At 73.5% G+C, this 15,575-nt stretch carries 15 protein-coding genes; 7 read left to right on the top strand and 8 right to left on the bottom strand.

Features of this window, described 5'->3' with window-relative positions:
• The first annotated feature begins 44 nt into the window (after positions 1 to 44).
• The gene (locus ACFV9M_RS18725) at positions 45 to 1,535 is read left to right on the top strand and encodes an MFS transporter (RefSeq protein WP_385063006.1); all 1,491 of its coding nucleotides are present in this window, start codon (positions 45 to 47) and stop codon (positions 1,533 to 1,535) included.
• Positions 1,536 to 1,605: 70 nt separating this feature from the next.
• Entirely contained in the window at positions 1,606 to 1,935 is a 330-nt protein-coding gene (locus tag ACFV9M_RS18730; protein ID WP_385063004.1) for a DUF6332 family protein, read from the top strand.
• Positions 1,936 to 2,024: 89 nt separating this feature from the next.
• Here the strand turns inward: ACFV9M_RS18730 and ACFV9M_RS18735 are convergent, their stop codons facing one another.
• Positions 2,025 to 2,726 (bottom strand): TetR/AcrR family transcriptional regulator, encoded by a 702-nt coding sequence (locus tag ACFV9M_RS18735; protein ID WP_385063002.1) that lies wholly within the window; start codon positions 2,724 to 2,726, stop codon positions 2,025 to 2,027.
• 138 nt (positions 2,727 to 2,864) lie between these two features.
• On the opposite strand from ACFV9M_RS18735, the gene ACFV9M_RS18740 reads away from it, so the two are divergent.
• On the top strand, positions 2,865 to 3,326 hold the full coding sequence (locus ACFV9M_RS18740) for a nitroreductase family deazaflavin-dependent oxidoreductase (protein WP_385063000.1): 462 nt from the start codon (positions 2,865 to 2,867) through the stop codon (positions 3,324 to 3,326).
• Positions 3,327 to 3,573: 247 nt separating this feature from the next.
• On the opposite strand, the gene ACFV9M_RS18745 is transcribed toward ACFV9M_RS18740, so the two are convergent.
• Positions 3,574 to 4,812 (bottom strand): geranylgeranyl reductase family protein, encoded by a 1,239-nt coding sequence (locus ACFV9M_RS18745; RefSeq protein ID WP_385062998.1) that lies wholly within the window; start codon positions 4,810 to 4,812, stop codon positions 3,574 to 3,576.
• A 134-nt stretch (positions 4,813 to 4,946) separates the two neighbouring features.
• On the opposite strand from ACFV9M_RS18745, the gene ACFV9M_RS18750 reads away from it, so the two are divergent.
• Positions 4,947 to 6,302 carry a dipeptidase gene (locus tag ACFV9M_RS18750; protein ID WP_385062996.1) on the top strand — a complete coding sequence of 452 codons (1,356 nt, stop codon included), beginning with the start codon at positions 4,947 to 4,949 and terminating at the stop codon, positions 6,300 to 6,302.
• A 154-nt stretch (positions 6,303 to 6,456) separates the two neighbouring features.
• On the opposite strand, the gene ACFV9M_RS18755 is transcribed toward ACFV9M_RS18750, so the two are convergent.
• From ACFV9M_RS18755 to ACFV9M_RS18765, 3 genes are all read right to left on the bottom strand, one after another.
• A complete protein-coding gene (locus tag ACFV9M_RS18755) occupies positions 6,457 to 7,494 on the bottom strand; it encodes an NUDIX domain-containing protein (RefSeq protein WP_385062994.1) in 1,038 nt (345 codons plus the stop codon).
• 141 nt (positions 7,495 to 7,635) lie between these two features.
• On the bottom strand, positions 7,636 to 7,833 hold the full coding sequence (locus tag ACFV9M_RS18760; RefSeq protein ID WP_385062992.1) for a hypothetical protein: 198 nt from the start codon (positions 7,831 to 7,833) through the stop codon (positions 7,636 to 7,638).
• A 233-nt stretch (positions 7,834 to 8,066) separates the two neighbouring features.
• Entirely contained in the window at positions 8,067 to 9,020 is a 954-nt protein-coding gene (locus ACFV9M_RS18765; RefSeq protein ID WP_385063141.1) for an ROK family protein, read from the bottom strand.
• A gap of 167 nt (positions 9,021 to 9,187) precedes the next feature.
• Between ACFV9M_RS18765 and ACFV9M_RS18770 the strand changes: the two genes are divergently transcribed.
• Both ACFV9M_RS18770 and ACFV9M_RS18775 read left to right on the top strand, forming a co-directional pair.
• Positions 9,188 to 10,264, top strand: coding sequence for a LacI family DNA-binding transcriptional regulator (locus ACFV9M_RS18770; RefSeq protein WP_385062991.1), 1,077 nt, complete (start codon positions 9,188 to 9,190; stop codon positions 10,262 to 10,264).
• 7 nt (positions 10,265 to 10,271) lie between these two features.
• On the top strand, positions 10,272 to 11,009 hold the full coding sequence (locus ACFV9M_RS18775; RefSeq protein WP_385062989.1) for a hypothetical protein: 738 nt from the start codon (positions 10,272 to 10,274) through the stop codon (positions 11,007 to 11,009).
• A gap of 174 nt (positions 11,010 to 11,183) precedes the next feature.
• On the opposite strand, the gene ACFV9M_RS18780 is transcribed toward ACFV9M_RS18775, so the two are convergent.
• Positions 11,184 to 12,488: a DUF6986 family protein gene (locus ACFV9M_RS18780; RefSeq protein ID WP_385062987.1), complete on the bottom strand. Its 1,305-nt coding sequence runs from the start codon at positions 12,486 to 12,488 to the stop codon at positions 11,184 to 11,186.
• 174 nt (positions 12,489 to 12,662) lie between these two features.
• Between ACFV9M_RS18780 and ACFV9M_RS18785 the strand changes: the two genes are divergently transcribed.
• Entirely contained in the window at positions 12,663 to 13,586 is a 924-nt protein-coding gene (locus tag ACFV9M_RS18785; protein ID WP_385062985.1) for an endonuclease/exonuclease/phosphatase family protein, read from the top strand.
• Positions 13,587 to 13,650: 64 nt separating this feature from the next.
• Here the strand turns inward: ACFV9M_RS18785 and ACFV9M_RS18790 are convergent, their stop codons facing one another.
• Positions 13,651 to 14,613 (bottom strand): electron transfer flavoprotein subunit alpha/FixB family protein, encoded by a 963-nt coding sequence (locus tag ACFV9M_RS18790; protein ID WP_385062983.1) that lies wholly within the window; start codon positions 14,611 to 14,613, stop codon positions 13,651 to 13,653.
• A gap of 53 nt (positions 14,614 to 14,666) precedes the next feature.
• The gene (locus tag ACFV9M_RS18795) at positions 14,667 to 15,455 is read right to left on the bottom strand and encodes an electron transfer flavoprotein subunit beta/FixA family protein (protein WP_385062982.1); all 789 of its coding nucleotides are present in this window, start codon (positions 15,453 to 15,455) and stop codon (positions 14,667 to 14,669) included.
• Between the last annotated feature and the right edge of the window lie 120 nt (positions 15,456 to 15,575).

The following is a 15,575-nucleotide window of genomic DNA, read 5'->3' on the forward strand; positions in this document are numbered from 1 at the left end:
TTAAATGCACTTGCATTCGATGCACGTGCATGTAGTGTCGCGGCATGACCTCTCCGCTCCCCTCCCCCGCGTCACCTCCGTCGGAGGTCCGCTGGACCCCGCGGCTGTGGGGCACCCTGCTGGTGCTCTGCGCGGCGATGTTCCTGGACGCGCTGGACGTGTCGATGGTCGGCGTCGCCCTGCCGTCCATCGGCTCCGACCTCGGCCTGTCCACCTCGACCCTGCAATGGATCGTCAGCGGCTACATCCTGGGCTACGGCGGTCTCCTCCTCCTCGGCGGCCGCACCGCCGACCTGCTCGGCCGCCGCCAGGTCTTCCTGGTCGCCCTGGGCGTCTTCGCGCTCGCCTCCCTGCTCGGCGGACTCGTCGACTCGGGGCCGCTGCTGATCGCCAGCCGGTTCGTCAAGGGCCTGAGCGCGGCCTTCACGGCCCCGGCGGGCCTGTCGATCATCACCACGACGTTCCCGGAGGGTCCGCTGCGCAACCGCGCGCTCTCCCTCTACACCACCTGCGCCGCCACCGGCTTCTCCATGGGCCTCGTCCTCTCCGGCCTGCTCACGGAGGCCAGTTGGCGCCTCACCATGCTGCTGCCCGCGCCGATCGCGCTCATCGCCCTGCTGGCGGGCCTGAAGCTGCTGCCGCGCGGCGAACGCGAACCGCGGCACAGCGGCTACGACGTCCCGGGCGCCGTGCTCGGCACCGCGTCGATGCTGCTGCTGGTCTTCACCGTCGTCCAGGCGCCCGAGGCGGGCTGGGCCTCCGCCCGCACCCTGCTGTCCTTCCTCGCCGTGGCCGCCCTGCTGGCCGTGTTCGTCCTCGTCGAGCGGCGCTCGGCCGGTCCGCTGGTCCGGCTCGGTGTGCTGCGCTCCGGCAGCCAGGTCCGCGCCCAGCTCGGCGCGATGGCCTTCTTCGGCTCGTACGTCGGCTTCCAGTTCCTGGCGACGCTCTACATGCAGACGCTGCTGGGCTGGTCCGCGCTGCACACGGCGCTGGCCTTCCTGCCGGCGGGTGCGCTGGTGGCGCTCTCCTCGACCAGGGTCGGCTCCGTCGTCGACCGGTACGGCACCCCGCGGCTGCTCGTGACGGGCTTCGCCCTGATGGCCGTCGGGTACGCGCTGTTCCTGCGCGTCGACCTGGACCCGGTGTACGCCACGGCGATCCTGCCCAGCATGCTGCTGATCGGCGCTGCCTGCGCGCTGGTCTTCCCCTCGCTCAACATCCAGGCCACCAACGGGGTGGAGGACCACGAGCAGGGCATGGTCTCCGGCCTGCTGAACACCTCGGTGCAGGTGGGCGGCGCGCTGTTCCTCGCCGTCGTGACGGCGGTGGTGACCGCGGGCGCCCCGGCCGACCCCACCCCGCAAACGGTCCTGGACAGCTACCGGCCCGGCCTGGCGATGGTCACCGCGATCGCCGCCCTCGGGCTCCTGATCAGCCTCACCGGCCTGCGCACGCGCCACGCGCGGCGGTCGGTCGTGGTCGCCGGGTCCACGGTGGAGGAGGCACACGCGGAACCGGTCCCGGTCCGCAAGTAGGGGGCGCCTCCGTACGTGCGCCCGGCGGGGGCGGTTGTCCCGCCGGGCGCACGCCTGTGACACTCACGGCATGAGCGGTCACGGGGGACGGCGCACACAGGCCGAACGCGATGCCATCACCGTCGAGATCGGGTACGCGCTGGTCAGCGCAGCCTTCGCGGCGGCCGTCCTCTTCGGAGCGGTCGCCGGCCCGGCGCTGCTGTTCCGGCTCCCGGACACCGTCGAGACACTGCTGCTGCGCACGGGGGGCGTGCTCGCGCCCGTGCTCTTCACGGCCCGGGTGGTGAGCGTCCTGACGCGCTTCCGTTCCACCGGCGGCCGGCCCGGCCGGACCGACGACACCCAGCCCGACCGGACCGACCGGACCGACCGGAACCGCCGGACCGACCCCGGCTCCTAGCCGGCCCCTGTCGGCCCAGGCCGGCACCGCCCCGGCCGTGCCCCGTCCGTGGTGCGCGCCCGGCAGCGCGTCGCCGGCCACCGAACCCGTCAGCCGGTCTCCGCCAGCCCCACCCCGTGGGCGAGCCGCGTCACCGCGTGCCGGAAGAACGGTTCGCGGTCCTCCACCACCCGCTGGAACTGCCCGAACAGCTCGAAGCCGACCAGCCCGTACAGCTGGGCCCAGGCCGCGACCAGCGCCGCGACGACCTCCGGCGGCAGGTCGGGCGCGAGGTCGGACGCCATCCGCTCGGCCTCGGCGCGCAGGTCGGCGGGGAGCTCCGGCTCGACGGGCCGCGTTCCGCCTTCCCGGGCGTCGCGTGCGATGCCGATGAGGAGGGTGCCGACGCGGGCGGCGGGAGGGACCGTCGTCCGGGGCGCGCTGTAGCCGGGCACCGGTGAGCCGTAGATCAGCGCGTACTCGTGCGGGTGGGCCAGCGCCCACGCCCGCACCCCCTCGCAGACCGCGACCCAGCGCCGGACCGGCCCGGCGTCCACGACGGCGGCATGGGCGGCCTCCGCGCTCTCCCCCAGGGAGTCGTAGGCGTCGATGATCAGGGCGGTGAGGAGGTCGTCACGGCTCGGGAAGTAGCGGTACAGGGCGGAGGAGACCATACCCAGCTCGCGGGCCACGGCCCGCAGGGAGAGCCTGGCGGCGCCCTCCGCCTCGAGCTGTCTGCGCGCCTCCTCCTTGATGGCGGCGGTGACTTCGATCCGGGCGCGGGCGCGGACCCCGCGTGCGCTGCTGCTCATGGGCCCAGTCTCCCACGGAAAGCGGAGCAGTGACCACAAAAGAGAGCACTGCTCTTGCATTGGATCACCGATCCGGTGCAGACTTCCCATGAGCGAGCGAGAGCAGTGCTCACACTTACTTCCGAGGAGGCCACAGCCATGTCCACCACCACCCACGTCCAGAAGCCCGGCTGGATCACCGTGAACGTGCTCAACCGCGCCGTGGCATGGCTGACCCGCCGCGGCCTGAGCGTGTGGGGATCGCGGATGCTGGCCGTACGCGGCCGCAAGAGCGGGGAGTGGCGGACCACGCCGGTGAACCTGCTGACCGTGGACGGGCAGCAGTACCTCGTCGCCCCGCGCGGGCACGTCCAGTGGACGCACAACATGCGCGCGGCCGGCGGCGGCGAGCTGCACCTGGGCCGGACGGTGGAGGAGTTCACCGCCGTCGAGGTCGGCGACGACGAGAAGGTGCCGCTGCTGCGGGCCTACCTCAAGCGCTGGAAGGCCGAGGTCGGGGCCTTCTTCAAGGGCGTCGGCCCGGACTCCTCCGACGCCGACCTGCGCCGCGCCGCCCCCGACCACCCGGTGTTCCGGATCACCGTCACGAACCGACGGTGATCCGGACCGACATCGATGCGGACCGACGGCGATCCGGACCGACGGCGATGCGGACCGACGGCGATGCGGACCGACGGCGATGCGGACCGACGGCGATGCGGACCGACGGCGATGCGGACCGACGGCGATGCGGACCGACAGTGACGCGGACCGACAATGACGCGACCGACGGCGATCCGGACCAACAGTGACGCGGACCGACAACGACGCGGATGCGGACAGACAGCGATCCGCGCCGTCCGTCCGCTCAGGAGCCGGATCCGGTGCCCTCGCCCGTCTGGCGCCGGTCCATCGCGTTCAGCGCGCGCTGGGCGAGCGGGTGCGTACGGACGAGCTCACCGAGCGTGGTCCGGCCACGGGTGATGTCCGTGAACGCGCGCCAGGCCGGACGGAAGCCGGTGAGGACCGCGTGGAAGAGACCCGGGCGCCGCTCGAAGAGCGCCAGCATGCGTTTGCCCACGCTCATCTCCACGCCCAGGCCCGCCTTGATCGCGAACGCGTAGTTCAGGGCTTGGCGGCGGGTGTCCACCGCGTCGTGCGCCTCCGCGATGCGGACCGCCCACTCCCCGGCGAGCCGGCCCGAGCGCAGCGCGAAGGAGATGCCCTCCCGGGTCCACGGCTCCAGCAGGCCGGCCGCGTCCCCGCACACCAGCACCCGCCCGCGCGAGAGCGGTGAGTCGTCGGCCCGGCAGCGGGTCAGATGGCCGGAGGAAATGCTCGGCTCGAAGCCGGCCAGGCCGAGCCGCCCGACGAAGTCCTCCAGGTACCGCTTGGTGGCGGCGCCCTCACCGCGCGCCGAGATCACCCCCACCGTCAGCGTGTCGCCCTTGGGGAACACCCAGCCGTAACTGCCGGGCATCGGGCCCCAGTCGATGAGCACCCGCCCCTTCCAGTCCTCGGCGACCGTCTCCGGCACCGGGATCTCCGCCTCCAGGCCGAGGTCCACCTGGTCGAGCTTCACCCCGACGTGCGCCCCTATGCGGCTGGCGCTGCCGTCGGCGCCGACGACCGCGCGCGCCAGGAGCGTCTCGCCGCCCTGGAGGACGACCGCGACCGACCGCCGGTCCGGCACCGCCGAACCGTGCTGCTCGACGCGCTGCACGGTGACGCCCGTGCGCAGCTCGGCGCCCGCCTTCTGGGCGTGTTCGACGAGCTGCTGGTCGAACTCGGGCCGGTTGATCAGCCCGAACAGCATGTGCCGGGAGCGGCGCGTGCGGGTGAAGCGCCCGTTGTGGGAGAAGGTCACCGCGTGCACCCGGTCCTGGAGGGGCAGTTCGAAGCCGGGTGGCAGGGCGTCGCGGGAAGGACCGATGATGCCGCCGCCGCACGTCTTGTAGCGGGGCAGTTCCGCCTTCTCCAGCAACAGCACACGCCGTCCCGTGACCGCCGCCGCGTAGGCGGCCGAAGCCCCCGCGGGTCCCGCGCCCACCACGACGACGTCCCACACCCGCCGCTCGTCGTCCGCCGAAGAGTTCTCGCTGCTCACGATGGTCTACTGCTCCCGATCACGCCGCCTGCCGCACCTGTCCCCCGCATCCTACGACCGAGATCGCCACGGCCCGTTGTGGGAGGATCGACGGCACTCATCGGTACAACGTCGCACCCACAAGGAGCGTGCCCATGTCGTCGAATCCGGTCGCCGAGACCGTCGCCTCGCTCATGCCCCGGGCGAAGGCGGAGCTCACCGAGCTGGTGGCCTTCCGCTCGGTGGCGGACTTCGACCAGTTCCCCCGGAGCGAGAGCGAGGCCGCGGCGGACTGGATAACCGCCGCGCTGCGCGCCGAGGGCTTCCAGGACGTGGCCCTGCTCGACACGCCGGACGGGACGCAGTCCGTGTACGGCTTCCTGCCCGGGCCCGACGGTGCCCGGACGGTCCTGCTCTACGCCCACTACGACGTACAGCCCCCGCTGGACGAGGCCGGCTGGGTCACCCCGCCGTTCGAGCTGACCGAGCGCGACGGCCGCTGGTACGGGCGCGGCACGGCCGACTGCAAGGGCGGCTTCATCATGCACCTGCTCGCCCTGCGCGCCCTGAAGGCGAACGGCGGCGTCCCGGTGAACGTGAAGGTGATCGTCGAGGGCTCGGAGGAACAGGGCACGGGCGGTCTGGAGCGTTACGCCGAGCAGCACCCCGAGCTGCTGACGGCCGACACCATCGTCATCGGCGACGCCGGCAACTTCCGCGTCGGCCTGCCCACCGTCACCACCACCCTGCGCGGCATGACCATGGTGCGGGTGCAGATCGACACGCTGGCGGGCAACCTGCACTCCGGCCAGTTCGGCGGCGCCGCGCCCGACGCGCTCGGCGCGCTGATCCGCGTCCTGGACTCGCTGCGCGCCGAGGACGGTTCGACGACCGTCGACGGGCTGACCGACGGCCCCGCCTGGGAGGGACTGGAGTACGACGAGCAGCAGTTCCGCCAGGACGCCAAGGTTCTGGACGGCGTCGGCCTCATCGGCTCCGGCACGGTCGCGGACCGCATCTGGGCCCGCCCGGCGGTCACCGTCCTCGGCATCGACTGCCCGCCGGTCGTCGGCGCCACCCCGTCCGTGCAGGCGAGCGCCCGCGCGCTGATCAGCCTGCGGGTGCCGCCGGGCAAGGACGCGGCCGAGGCGACCGGGCTGCTCCGGGCCCACGTGGAGGCGCACACCCCGTGGGGCGCGCGGGTGCGGACCGAACAGGTCGGGCAGGGCCAGCCGTTCAGCGCCGACACCGCGAGCCCGGCGTACGCGGCGATGGCCGAGGCGATGGCGGTGGCCTACCCCGGCCAGGAGATGCAGTACGCCGGCCAGGGCGGCTCCATCCCGCTGTGCAACACCCTCGCCGCCCTGTACCCGAAGGCGGAGATCCTGCTCATCGGCCTGAGCGAGCCGGAGGCCCAGATCCACGCGGTGAACGAGAGCGTGTCCCCCGAGGAGCTGGAGCGCCTTTCGGTGGCGGAGGCCCTGTTCCTGCGCACCTACGCGGCGAGCTGAACCACCGCCCCGGCCCGGCGGGAACCACTGCCCCGGTCCGGCGGGCTGACCCCGCCGGACCGGGCCCTCCCACCCGGGGCCGGGAGTTCGTCCGAGGCGGCGGCCCGAGGCCGGGAGTCTGCCGCGGGTAGCCGGCCCGGAGCCGGCTACCCCGTCAGACCGGGACCCCCGCCTCCAGGTACAGCGCCGCGCCCCGCTCGCGCGCCCGCAACGCCCAGCGCAGCCGCTCGTACCGGACCGGTGGCAGCAGATCGGCCGCCTCGTCCTCCGTCACGAAGCGCCAGGCGCGCAGCTCCGGCCCGGGCAGCAGCAGTTCCTCGGTCACCGCCGGGTCGAGCCGGCCGCCGTCGAAGAGGAGGCGCAGCCCTCCGTAGCCGGGCGGCGCCGGCCGTTCCCAGTCGACGACGAGCAGCCGCGGTACGTCGTCCAGGCGCACGCCGGTCTCCTCCTCGACCTCGCGCATGCCCGCGCGCGCGGGAGCCTCGCCGGGCTCCACGACACCGCCGGGGAACTCCCAGCCGGGTTTGTAGGTCGGGTCGACCAGCAGCACCCGGTCCCGTTCGTCGAAGAGCAGCACGCCGGCGGCCAGCGTCTCCGCGGTGGGTTCGGGGGTCTGCACGATGTCGCAGGCGGGCACCGCGCCGCTGCCGACGGCCCCCGCGATGCGCACGGCGGTCTCGTACGGGGTGAGGTCGCTGGTGTCCACCGGGTGGGCGTCCGCGGTGAGCCAGGCGGCGAGGGCGGCGCGGTACGGCTCGATGTGGTCGTACGACCACTGCCGTAGGCGCATCTCGCCGTCGGGGAGGTCGGTCGGGATGTCCCGCCCGGCTATTCGCTCGCGCAGGATCGTTTCCGCCGGGGCGAGGAGCACATGCCGCACGGGGATGCGCCGGGCGGCGAGACCGCCGAAGATCTCGTCACGGTACTCCTGGCGCAGCAGGGTCATGGGGACGACGAGGGTGCCGCCGAGTTCGCCCAGCAGGGCGGCCGCCGTGTCGATCACGAGCCGGCGCCAGATCGGCAGGTCCTGGAAGTCGCCGACCTCGGCGAGGCGTTTGGCCGGCAGCAGATGCGGGAGCGCCGCGCCGATGACCTCGGGGTCGAAGAGCGTGCTGTTCGGGATCAGGTCGACCAGTTCGCGTGCGGTGGTGGTCTTCCCCGCGCCGAACGCACCGTTGACCCAGACGATCACGTTTCCCCCTCTTCTGTTTGGCCCCCTGTGGCTTGCCCGCTCCACCCTGCCACGGAAACCACCTCCCGTTGAGGTCGCGTGAACACCGCGGCGCCGGCCCCTCACGGTGGGGACCGGCGCCACGGCGGTGTACGGAATCCGTCAGTCGTTCCCGCCCAGGGCGCTCTCGTCGACGCCGGCCAGGCTGTCGCTGGCGATGGCCGGGTCGAGCGTGCTGAGGGTGTCCCCCACGTTCAGCCCGTCGAGATCCTGACCGGCCAGACCGTGCGAGGGGGTGATCGCCGCGACGACGAAGCCGGTGGCGAGGGAGGCGATGGCGAGCATGCTGCGCTTCTTCATGCCGGGATCAACTGCGCAGGGCGCGCGAGGTCACGCGGCAACCGGTGCGCGCCGGGCCGCGGCCGGGCGGCGTGCCTCCGCCGGGCGATCGGCGCAACGTTTCGCCGGCACCCGCACCGACCATCGGTGCTACGCCCCCCGCCCATGCCACGGCCCCGCCTGCCCGTCCCCCACCCCTGCCACCGCCCCGCCGTGCCCCGTCCCCCACCCCTGCCACCACCCCTCCCACCCCGTCACACCCCCGCCGCCGTCACCCCCGGTCTCCTCTCCAGGGCCGCCGCGGCCGCTCCGACCAGTCCGGCGTCCGTGCCCATCCGTGCGGGCACGACCGTCAGCCGGCGGACGAACGACAGGGTCGCGTAGTCGGCGAGGGACCGGCGCAGGGGCGCGAAGAGGACCTCGCCCGCCTCGGCGACGCCGCCGCCGACCACCGCGATGTCGATCTCGACGAGCGCCGCGGTGGCGGCGATGCCGGCCGCCAGTGCCCGCGCGGCGCGCTCGAAGGAGGCCCGGGCGACGGGGTCGCCCGCGCGGGCCGCGGCGGCCACCGCGGCGGCGGAGGTGTCGCCGTCGGGGCCGGGGCGCCAGCCGTTCTCCAGGGCGCGCCGGGAGATGTGCGGGCCGCTGGCGATCCGCTCCACACAGCCCCGCGCCCCGCACGCGCAGGGGTCGCCGTCGAGTTCGACGCTGATGTGACCGATGTGGCCGGCGTTCCCGGTGGGGCCCGGGTGCAGGCGTCCGCCGAGGATCAGGCCGCCGCCGACACCGGTGGAGACCACCATGCACAGCGCGTTGTCGTGGCCGCGGGCGGCTCCCTGCCAGTGCTCGGCGGCGGTGATGGCCACGCCGTCGCCGATCAGCTCGACGGGCAGGTCCCCGACCGCGGCGCGCACGCGTTCCACCAGCGGGTAGTCGCGCCAGCCCGGCACGTTCACCGGGCTCACCGTGCCGGTGGAGGCGTCCACCGGTCCCGCGCTGCCGATGCCGACGGTGCGCGCGCGTCCCCACAGCGGCGACGCCGTCAGCTCCCGAAGCACCTCCTCCACGGCCCGCATCACGGTGTCGCCGTCCTGCCGCGCGGGCGTGGGCCGCCTGGCGCGGAGCAGGATCGTTCCGTCGCCGTCCACCAGCGCTCCGGCGATCTTGGTGCCGCCGATGTCGAGCGCGGCCACGAGGTCGGTGTGCATCACGTCTCGCTCCTCCCCGTCCACCCTGGGACATGGGCCGGCCGGTCCGGCGGTGGGGGACGCGGGCCGGAGATTGCGGGGGACAGTCTCCCCCGCATCTGACAACGTTGTCCAGGGCCTATGCTCGTCCGCACATCCTCATACGACACCCGGGACGCCGCATCCCCATGGACAACAGGACAGGACACCGCCCCGTGCCCGAGACGCCCAGCCGGCCCGTCGGCCTCGTCGGACCTCGCTACGGCAACCGTCCCACCATGAAGGACGTCGCCGCGCGCGCGGGCGTCGGACTGAAGACCGTCTCGCGGGTGGTGAACAGCGAGCCGGGGGTCACCCCGCAGACGGAGCAGCGTGTGCAGGAGGCCATCGACGCGCTCGGCTTCCGCCGCAACGACAGCGCGCGGGTGCTGCGCAAAGGCCGTACCGCGAGCGTCGGCCTGGTCCTGGAGGATCTCGCCGACCCGTTCTACGGCCCGCTCAGCCGCGCGGTGGAGGAGGTGGCGAGGGCCCACGGCGCGCTGCTCATCAACGGCTCCAGCGCCGGCGACCCGGAACGGGAGCAGGAACTGGCGCTGGCGCTGTGCGCGCGCCGGGTGGACGGCCTGGTGGTCATCCCGGCCGGGGACGACCACCGGTACCTGGAGCCCGAGATCAGGGCGGGCGTCGCCACGGTCTTCGTCGACCGTCCGGCCGGGCGCATCGACGCCGACTGCGTCCTGTCGGACAACTTCGGCGGCGCCCGGCAGGGCGTGGCCCACCTCCTGGCGCACGGGCACCGCAGGATCGGCTTCATCGGCGACATGCCGCGCATCCACACCGCGGCGGAGCGCCTTCGTGGCTACCGGGCGGCCCTGGAGGACGCGGGCATACCCGTGGAGGACGCCTGGATGTCCCTGGGGGCCACGGATCCGGCGCGGGTGCGCCGGGCGACCGAGGCGATGCTGTCCGGGCCAGCGCCGGTCACGGCGGTGTTCTCGGGCAACAACCGGGTGACCGTCACCGTCATCCGGGTGCTCGCCGAGCAGGCCCGGCGGGTCGCCCTCGTGGCCTTCGACGACCTGGAGCTCGCCGACCTGCTCCAGCCGGGGGTCACCGTGGTCGCCCAGGACGCGGCCGCCATCGGCCGCACCGCCGCCGAGCGTCTCTTCCAGCGGCTGGAGGGCACCCTGATCGCCCCGGAACGCGTCGTACTGTCCACACGCCTGATCACCCGCGGCTCGGGCGAGCTGCCCCCGGCGGGCTGAGGACCGCGTGGACGGACACGCCGAGGGGCGCACGCTGGAGGCACTCGGCCTCGCCGACGCGCCGCGCGACCACCCGCTGACCTATCCCGGCGCCTGGCCCGAGGAGTCCGGGCTGCTCGACGGGGACCAGCTGCTGCCCCTGGACCGCCTGGTGTTCCCCGGCCGCACACCGGTCCTGGCCGTCGGCTCCAACGCCTGCCCGGGCCAGCTGCGCCACAAGATGGCCGAGTGCGGCGTCCGCTCGCCGGTCCCGATGGTGCGAACCCGGGTCACGGGCGTGGACATCGGCGTCTCGGCGCACGTCAGCCGGCTGGGATACGTGTCCGCCTCCCCGGTCCTCGCCCCCCGCGTCACCCGGGAGCTGTTCGTCATCTGGCTGGACGCGGTGCAGCTCGCCGTCGTCGACGCGACCGAGCCGAACTTCGACCGGGTCCGGCTGCCCGCCTCCCAGGTGCGGATCGAGCTGGACGACGGCGACGAGCTCAGCGGCGCGTTCGCCTACGTCAATCGCCACGGCGTCCTGCACAACGGCACCGCCGCCCCGCGCAGCCACCCGGGACAGCACGCCCTGATCAGCGAACTCCTGCTGGCATCGGCCGAGTTGAGGCGACTGTTCGGCGTGACCCCGGAGGCGTTCTGCGCCGCGGCCCGGGCCGACGCGCTGCTGTGCGAGCGCGGGACCCGGCTGTTCGCGCGGGAGCGGCTGGTGACGCGCTCCGGGCTCGAACACCTCCGGGTCCGTTAGGTCGTCACGCAGACCGTCACGCAGACCGTCACGCAGGCCGTCACGCAGGCCCGTACGGGCCTGCCCTGCGGCAACCCGCCCACGGACCGGGCGCAGGCCCGGACCACAGGCCCCGGGCCGCAGGCCCCGGACCGCAGGCCCCGGACCACAGACCCCGGACCACAGGCCCCGGCTCTACTGGGCCGACGCCGTAAGATCGCCCCGCCGCGGTGCCGCGAAGCCCATCAGGGCCGCCCGGGACAACCCCGTGGCGCCGGTCACCTCGGCGGGGTCGAGCGCACCGCAGTCCAGACCGCGCAGCAGGTAGCCGCTGAGGGCCTTGGCGGTGGCCGGCTCGTCCATGACGTCGCCGGCGGCCCGGTCGGCGTACCGGGCCAGACGCTCGGCGGCCTGGACGAAGCCCTCGCGGTAGAAGGCGAAGACGGCCGCGTACCGGGTGGGGATGTGGCCGGGGTGCATGTCCCAGCCCTGGTAGTAGGCGCGGGCGAGGGCCCGGCGGGTGAGGCCGTAGTGCAGCCGCCAGGCGTCGTGCACCCGCTCGGTGGGGCCGACGGGCAGGACGTTCGTGGAGCCGTCCGAGACGCGTACGCCGGTGCCGGCCGCCGCGACCTGCATGACGGCCTTGGCGTGGTCGGCGGCCGGATGGTCACTGGCCTGGTGGGCGGCGGAGACTCCGAGGCAGGCGCTGTAGTCGAACGTGCCGTAGTGCAGGCCGGTGGCGCGGCCCTCGGCCGCCTGGATCATGCGGGCGACGCCGGCGGTGCCGTCGGCGGCGAGAACGGCCTGGCTGGTCTCGATCTGGATCTCGAAGCCGAGCCGGCCGGGCGCGAGGCCCCGGGCCTTCTCGAAGGCCTCCAGGAGCCGGACCATCGCGGTGACCTGCTGCGGGTACGTCACCTTCGGCAGGGTGAGGACCAGCCCGTCCGGCAGGCCGCCGGCCTCCATCAGTCCGGTGAGGAAGATGTCCAGGGTGCGGATCCCGCGGTCGCGCACGGCGGCCTCCATGCACTTCATGCGGATGCCCATGTACGGCGCCGCCGTGCCCTTCGCGTACGCCTCGGCGATCAGACGCGCGGCGCGGGCGGCCGCCTCGTCCTCCTCGGCGTCGGGACGGGGGCCGTAGCCGTCCTCGAAGTCGACGCGCAGGTCCTCGATCGGCTCGCGCTCCAGCTTGGCGCGGACCCGGGTGTACACCGGCTCGGCGAGGTCGTCGGACAGGCCAAGGACGGCGGCGAAGGACGCGGCGTCCGGGGCGTGCTCGTCGAGGGCGGCCAGTGCCCGGTCGCCCCAGGAGCGGAGGGTGTCGGCGCGGAAGGCGTCACCGGGCACGTAGACGGTGTGCACGGGCTGGCGGGTGCCGGGGTCGCCGGGGTAGAGGCGCTCGAGTTCGGCGTCGACCGGGGCGAGGGAGGCGCTGATCTCCTCGCTGACGGCGCCCGCGAGGCTCGTCGTCACGGTCTCCTGCTGGCCCTGACCCATCCCAGACCCTCCTTTTTCCGCTGTACGGAATCAACAATCCGTAGAACGAAGTTATCCGTGGATCTTCCGACGGGTCAACACCCCGGTCCGCGCCCCGGTCACCCCGGCCGTCCCCCGGCCCCCTTCCGCACAGCGGTTCCCCCCTTCATCCTGGCTCACGAGGGGAGGACGCACATGGCGGTCACCAGAGGGCCGACGCGCCGCACCGGGCTGAGAACCGTGGCGGCGGCGGCCGTCGCGATCCCCGTCCTCGGAGCGGTCCGCTCCTCCGGGCCCCGGACCCGCGAGACGGGCGTGAGCCCCGGCCCGGCACCTTCCGTCCCCCCGCTGGACGTCATGACCTTCAACCTCCGCTTCCCGAGCGCCGCGGAGCCGCACAGCTGGCCCATCCGCCGCCCGGTGATGCGCGCCCTGCTGCGCGCGGCGGCCCCGCACGTCATCGGCACCCAGGAGGGCGAACCACCGCAGCTGCGGGACATCGAGGCCGACCTCGGGCCGCACTACGCCTGGATCGGCCGGGGGCGCGGCGGCGGTGACGAGGAGTCCATGGCCGTCTTCTACGACACCCGCCGGCTGGAACCGGTCGAGCACGCCCACTTCTGGCTCTCCGACACGCCCGACGTGCGCGGCTCCAACACCTGGGGCGCGGCGTACCCGCGCATGGTCACCTGGGTCCGCTTCCGCGACGTACGCGCCGCAGGGCGGGAGTTCTGCCTCCTCAACACCCACCTCGACAACGAGAGCCGGTACGCGCGCCTGCGCTCCGCCTCCCTGATCGCCGCGCGGGCGGCGCGCTTCGACCCGTCCCTGCCGCTCGTGGTGACCGGCGACTTCAACGCCGTCGCCCACCGCGATCCGGTCTACGACGCCCTGCTCGCCACCGGTCTGGTGGACAGCTGGGACACCGCGCGGCGGCGCGGCGAGGGGTACGCGACGTACCACGGCTACCAGGGGCTCGTGCCGGGCGGCGCCCGGATCGACTGGATCCTGGTGCGTCCGGGCGTCACGGTGCACCGCGCGTGGGTCGACACCTTCTCGCTGGACGGCCGGTTCCCGAGCGACCATCTGCCGGTGTGCGCCACGCTCGGCCTGGGATGAGCGGAGGCCCCCGTGACCGGCGCGGTCACAGGGGCCTCGGACGTGCCCGGGAGCGGGCGGGCGATCAGCCCTTGCGGGTCTTGATCTCCTCGGTGAGCTGCGGGACGACGTCGAACAGGTCGCCGACGACGCCGTAGTCGACCAGGTCGAAGATCGGGGCCTCGGGGTCCTTGTTGACGGCCACGATGGTCTTCGAGGTCTGCATGCCGGCGCGGTGCTGGATGGCGCCGGAGATGCCGTTGGCGATGTACAGCTGCGGCGAGACGGACTTGCCGGTCTGGCCGACCTGGTTGGTGTGCGGGTACCAGCCGGCGTCCACCGCGGCGCGGGAGGCGCCGACGGCCGCGCCGAGCGAGTCGGCGAGCGCCTCGATGACCGTGAAGTTCTCCGCGCCGTTGACGCCACGGCCACCGGAGACCACGATCGCGGCCTCGGTCAGCTCCGGGCGGCCCGTCGACTCGCGCGGGGTGCGGCCGGTGACCTTGGTGCCGGTGGCGAGCTCGCCGAAGGAGACCGACAGCGCCTCGACCGTGCCGGCGGCCGGAGCGGCCTCGACGGCGGCGCTGTTGGGCTTGACGGTGATGACCGGGGTGCCCTTGACGACACGGGACTTGGTGGTGAAGGACGCGGCGAACACCGACTGGGTGGCCACCGGGCCCTCGTCGCCGGCCTCCAGGTCGACGGCGTCGGTGATGATGCCGGAGCCGATGCGCAGCGCCAGACGGGCGGCGATCTCCTTGCCCTCCGCGGAGGACGACACCAGCACGGCGGCCGGGGACACCTGCGCGTGGGCGGCCTGGAGCGCGTCCACCTTCGGTACGACCAGGTAGTCGGCGTACTCCGCGGCGTCGTGCGTGAGGACCCGCGCCGCGCCGTGCTCGGCGAGCGTGGCGGCGGTGTTCTCCGCACCGGCGCCGAGGGCGACGGCGACGGGCTCGCCGATACGGCGGGCCAGGGTCAGCAGCTCCAGGGTGGGCTTGCGGACGGCACCGTCCACGTGGTCGACGTAGACGAGGACTTCAGCCATGGGAATGCTCTCCTGCGTAACGATCTTGAGGGGCGGTCAGCGGATGCGGGGCTCTAGATGAACTTCTGGCCCGCGAGGAACTCAGCGAGCTGCTTGCCGCCCTCGCCCTCGTCCTTGACGATCGTGCCGGCCGTGCGCACCGGGCGCTCGGTCGCCGTCTCGACCTTGGTCCAGGCGCCGTCGAGGCCGACCTCCTCCGCCTCGATGTCGAGGTCGGACAGGTCCCAGGACTGAACCGGCTTCTTCTTGGCGGCCATGATGCCCTTGAAGGACGGGTAGCGCGCCTCGCCCGACTGGTCGGTGACCGACACGACGGCCGGCAGGGAGGCCTGAAGCTGCTCCGAGGCGGTGTCGCCGTCCCGGCGGCCCGTGACCGTGCCGTCCTCGACGGAGACCTCGGAGAGCAGCGTGACCTGCGGCACGCCCAGGCGCTCGGCCACCAGGGCCGGGACGACGCCCATGGTGCCGTCGGTGGAGGCCATGCCGGAGATCACCAGGTCGTAGCCGGCCTTCTCGATGGCCTTGGCCAGGACAAGCGAGGTGCCGATGGCGTCGGTGCCGTGCAGGTCGTCGTCCTCGACGTGGACCGCCTTGTCGGCGCCCATGGACAGCGCCTTGCGCAGGGCGTCCTTGGCGTCCTCCGGGCCCACCGTCAGGACGGTGATCTCGACGTCGTCGTCGGAGTTCTCGGAGATCTGCAGCGCCTGCTCGACGGCGTACTCGTCGAGCTCGGAGAGCAGACCGTCCACGTCGTCCCGGTCGACGGTCAGGTCATCGGCGAAGTGCCGGTCGCCAGTGGCGTCGGGCACGTACTTCACAGTGACAACGATCCTCAAGCTCACGCCGGCTCTCCTACTGCATCGTCAGTTCTCGGCTGCCTTCTTCCAGGCAGCATAGGCGCCACAAGCGGCCGATCCCGACCGGGGCGACCTGCGCTCCGACCGAAATATTACTCGCCAGTA

The organism is Streptomyces sp. NPDC059895, assembly GCF_042731035.1.
Lineage (GTDB): Bacteria > Actinomycetota > Actinomycetes > Streptomycetales > Streptomycetaceae > Streptomyces.

Coding starts and splice junctions, on each gene's coding strand:
- ACFV9M_RS18725 (WP_385063006.1), top strand. CDS start 45: ATGACCTCTCCGCTCCCCTCCCCCGCGTCACCTCCGTCGGAGGTCCGC.
- ACFV9M_RS18730 (WP_385063004.1), top strand. CDS start 1,606: ATGAGCGGTCACGGGGGACGGCGCACACAGGCCGAACGCGATGCCATC.
- ACFV9M_RS18735 (WP_385063002.1), bottom strand. CDS start 2,726: ATGAGCAGCAGCGCACGCGGGGTCCGCGCCCGCGCCCGGATCGAAGTC.
- ACFV9M_RS18740 (WP_385063000.1), top strand. CDS start 2,865: ATGTCCACCACCACCCACGTCCAGAAGCCCGGCTGGATCACCGTGAAC.
- ACFV9M_RS18750 (WP_385062996.1), top strand. CDS start 4,947: ATGTCGTCGAATCCGGTCGCCGAGACCGTCGCCTCGCTCATGCCCCGG.
- ACFV9M_RS18760 (WP_385062992.1), bottom strand. CDS start 7,833: ATGAAGAAGCGCAGCATGCTCGCCATCGCCTCCCTCGCCACCGGCTTC.
- ACFV9M_RS18765 (WP_385063141.1), bottom strand. CDS start 9,020: ATGCACACCGACCTCGTGGCCGCGCTCGACATCGGCGGCACCAAGATC.
- ACFV9M_RS18770 (WP_385062991.1), top strand. CDS start 9,188: ATGGACAACAGGACAGGACACCGCCCCGTGCCCGAGACGCCCAGCCGG.
- ACFV9M_RS18780 (WP_385062987.1), bottom strand. CDS start 12,488: ATGGGTCAGGGCCAGCAGGAGACCGTGACGACGAGCCTCGCGGGCGCC.
- ACFV9M_RS18785 (WP_385062985.1), top strand. CDS start 12,663: ATGGCGGTCACCAGAGGGCCGACGCGCCGCACCGGGCTGAGAACCGTG.
- ACFV9M_RS18790 (WP_385062983.1), bottom strand. CDS start 14,613: ATGGCTGAAGTCCTCGTCTACGTCGACCACGTGGACGGTGCCGTCCGC.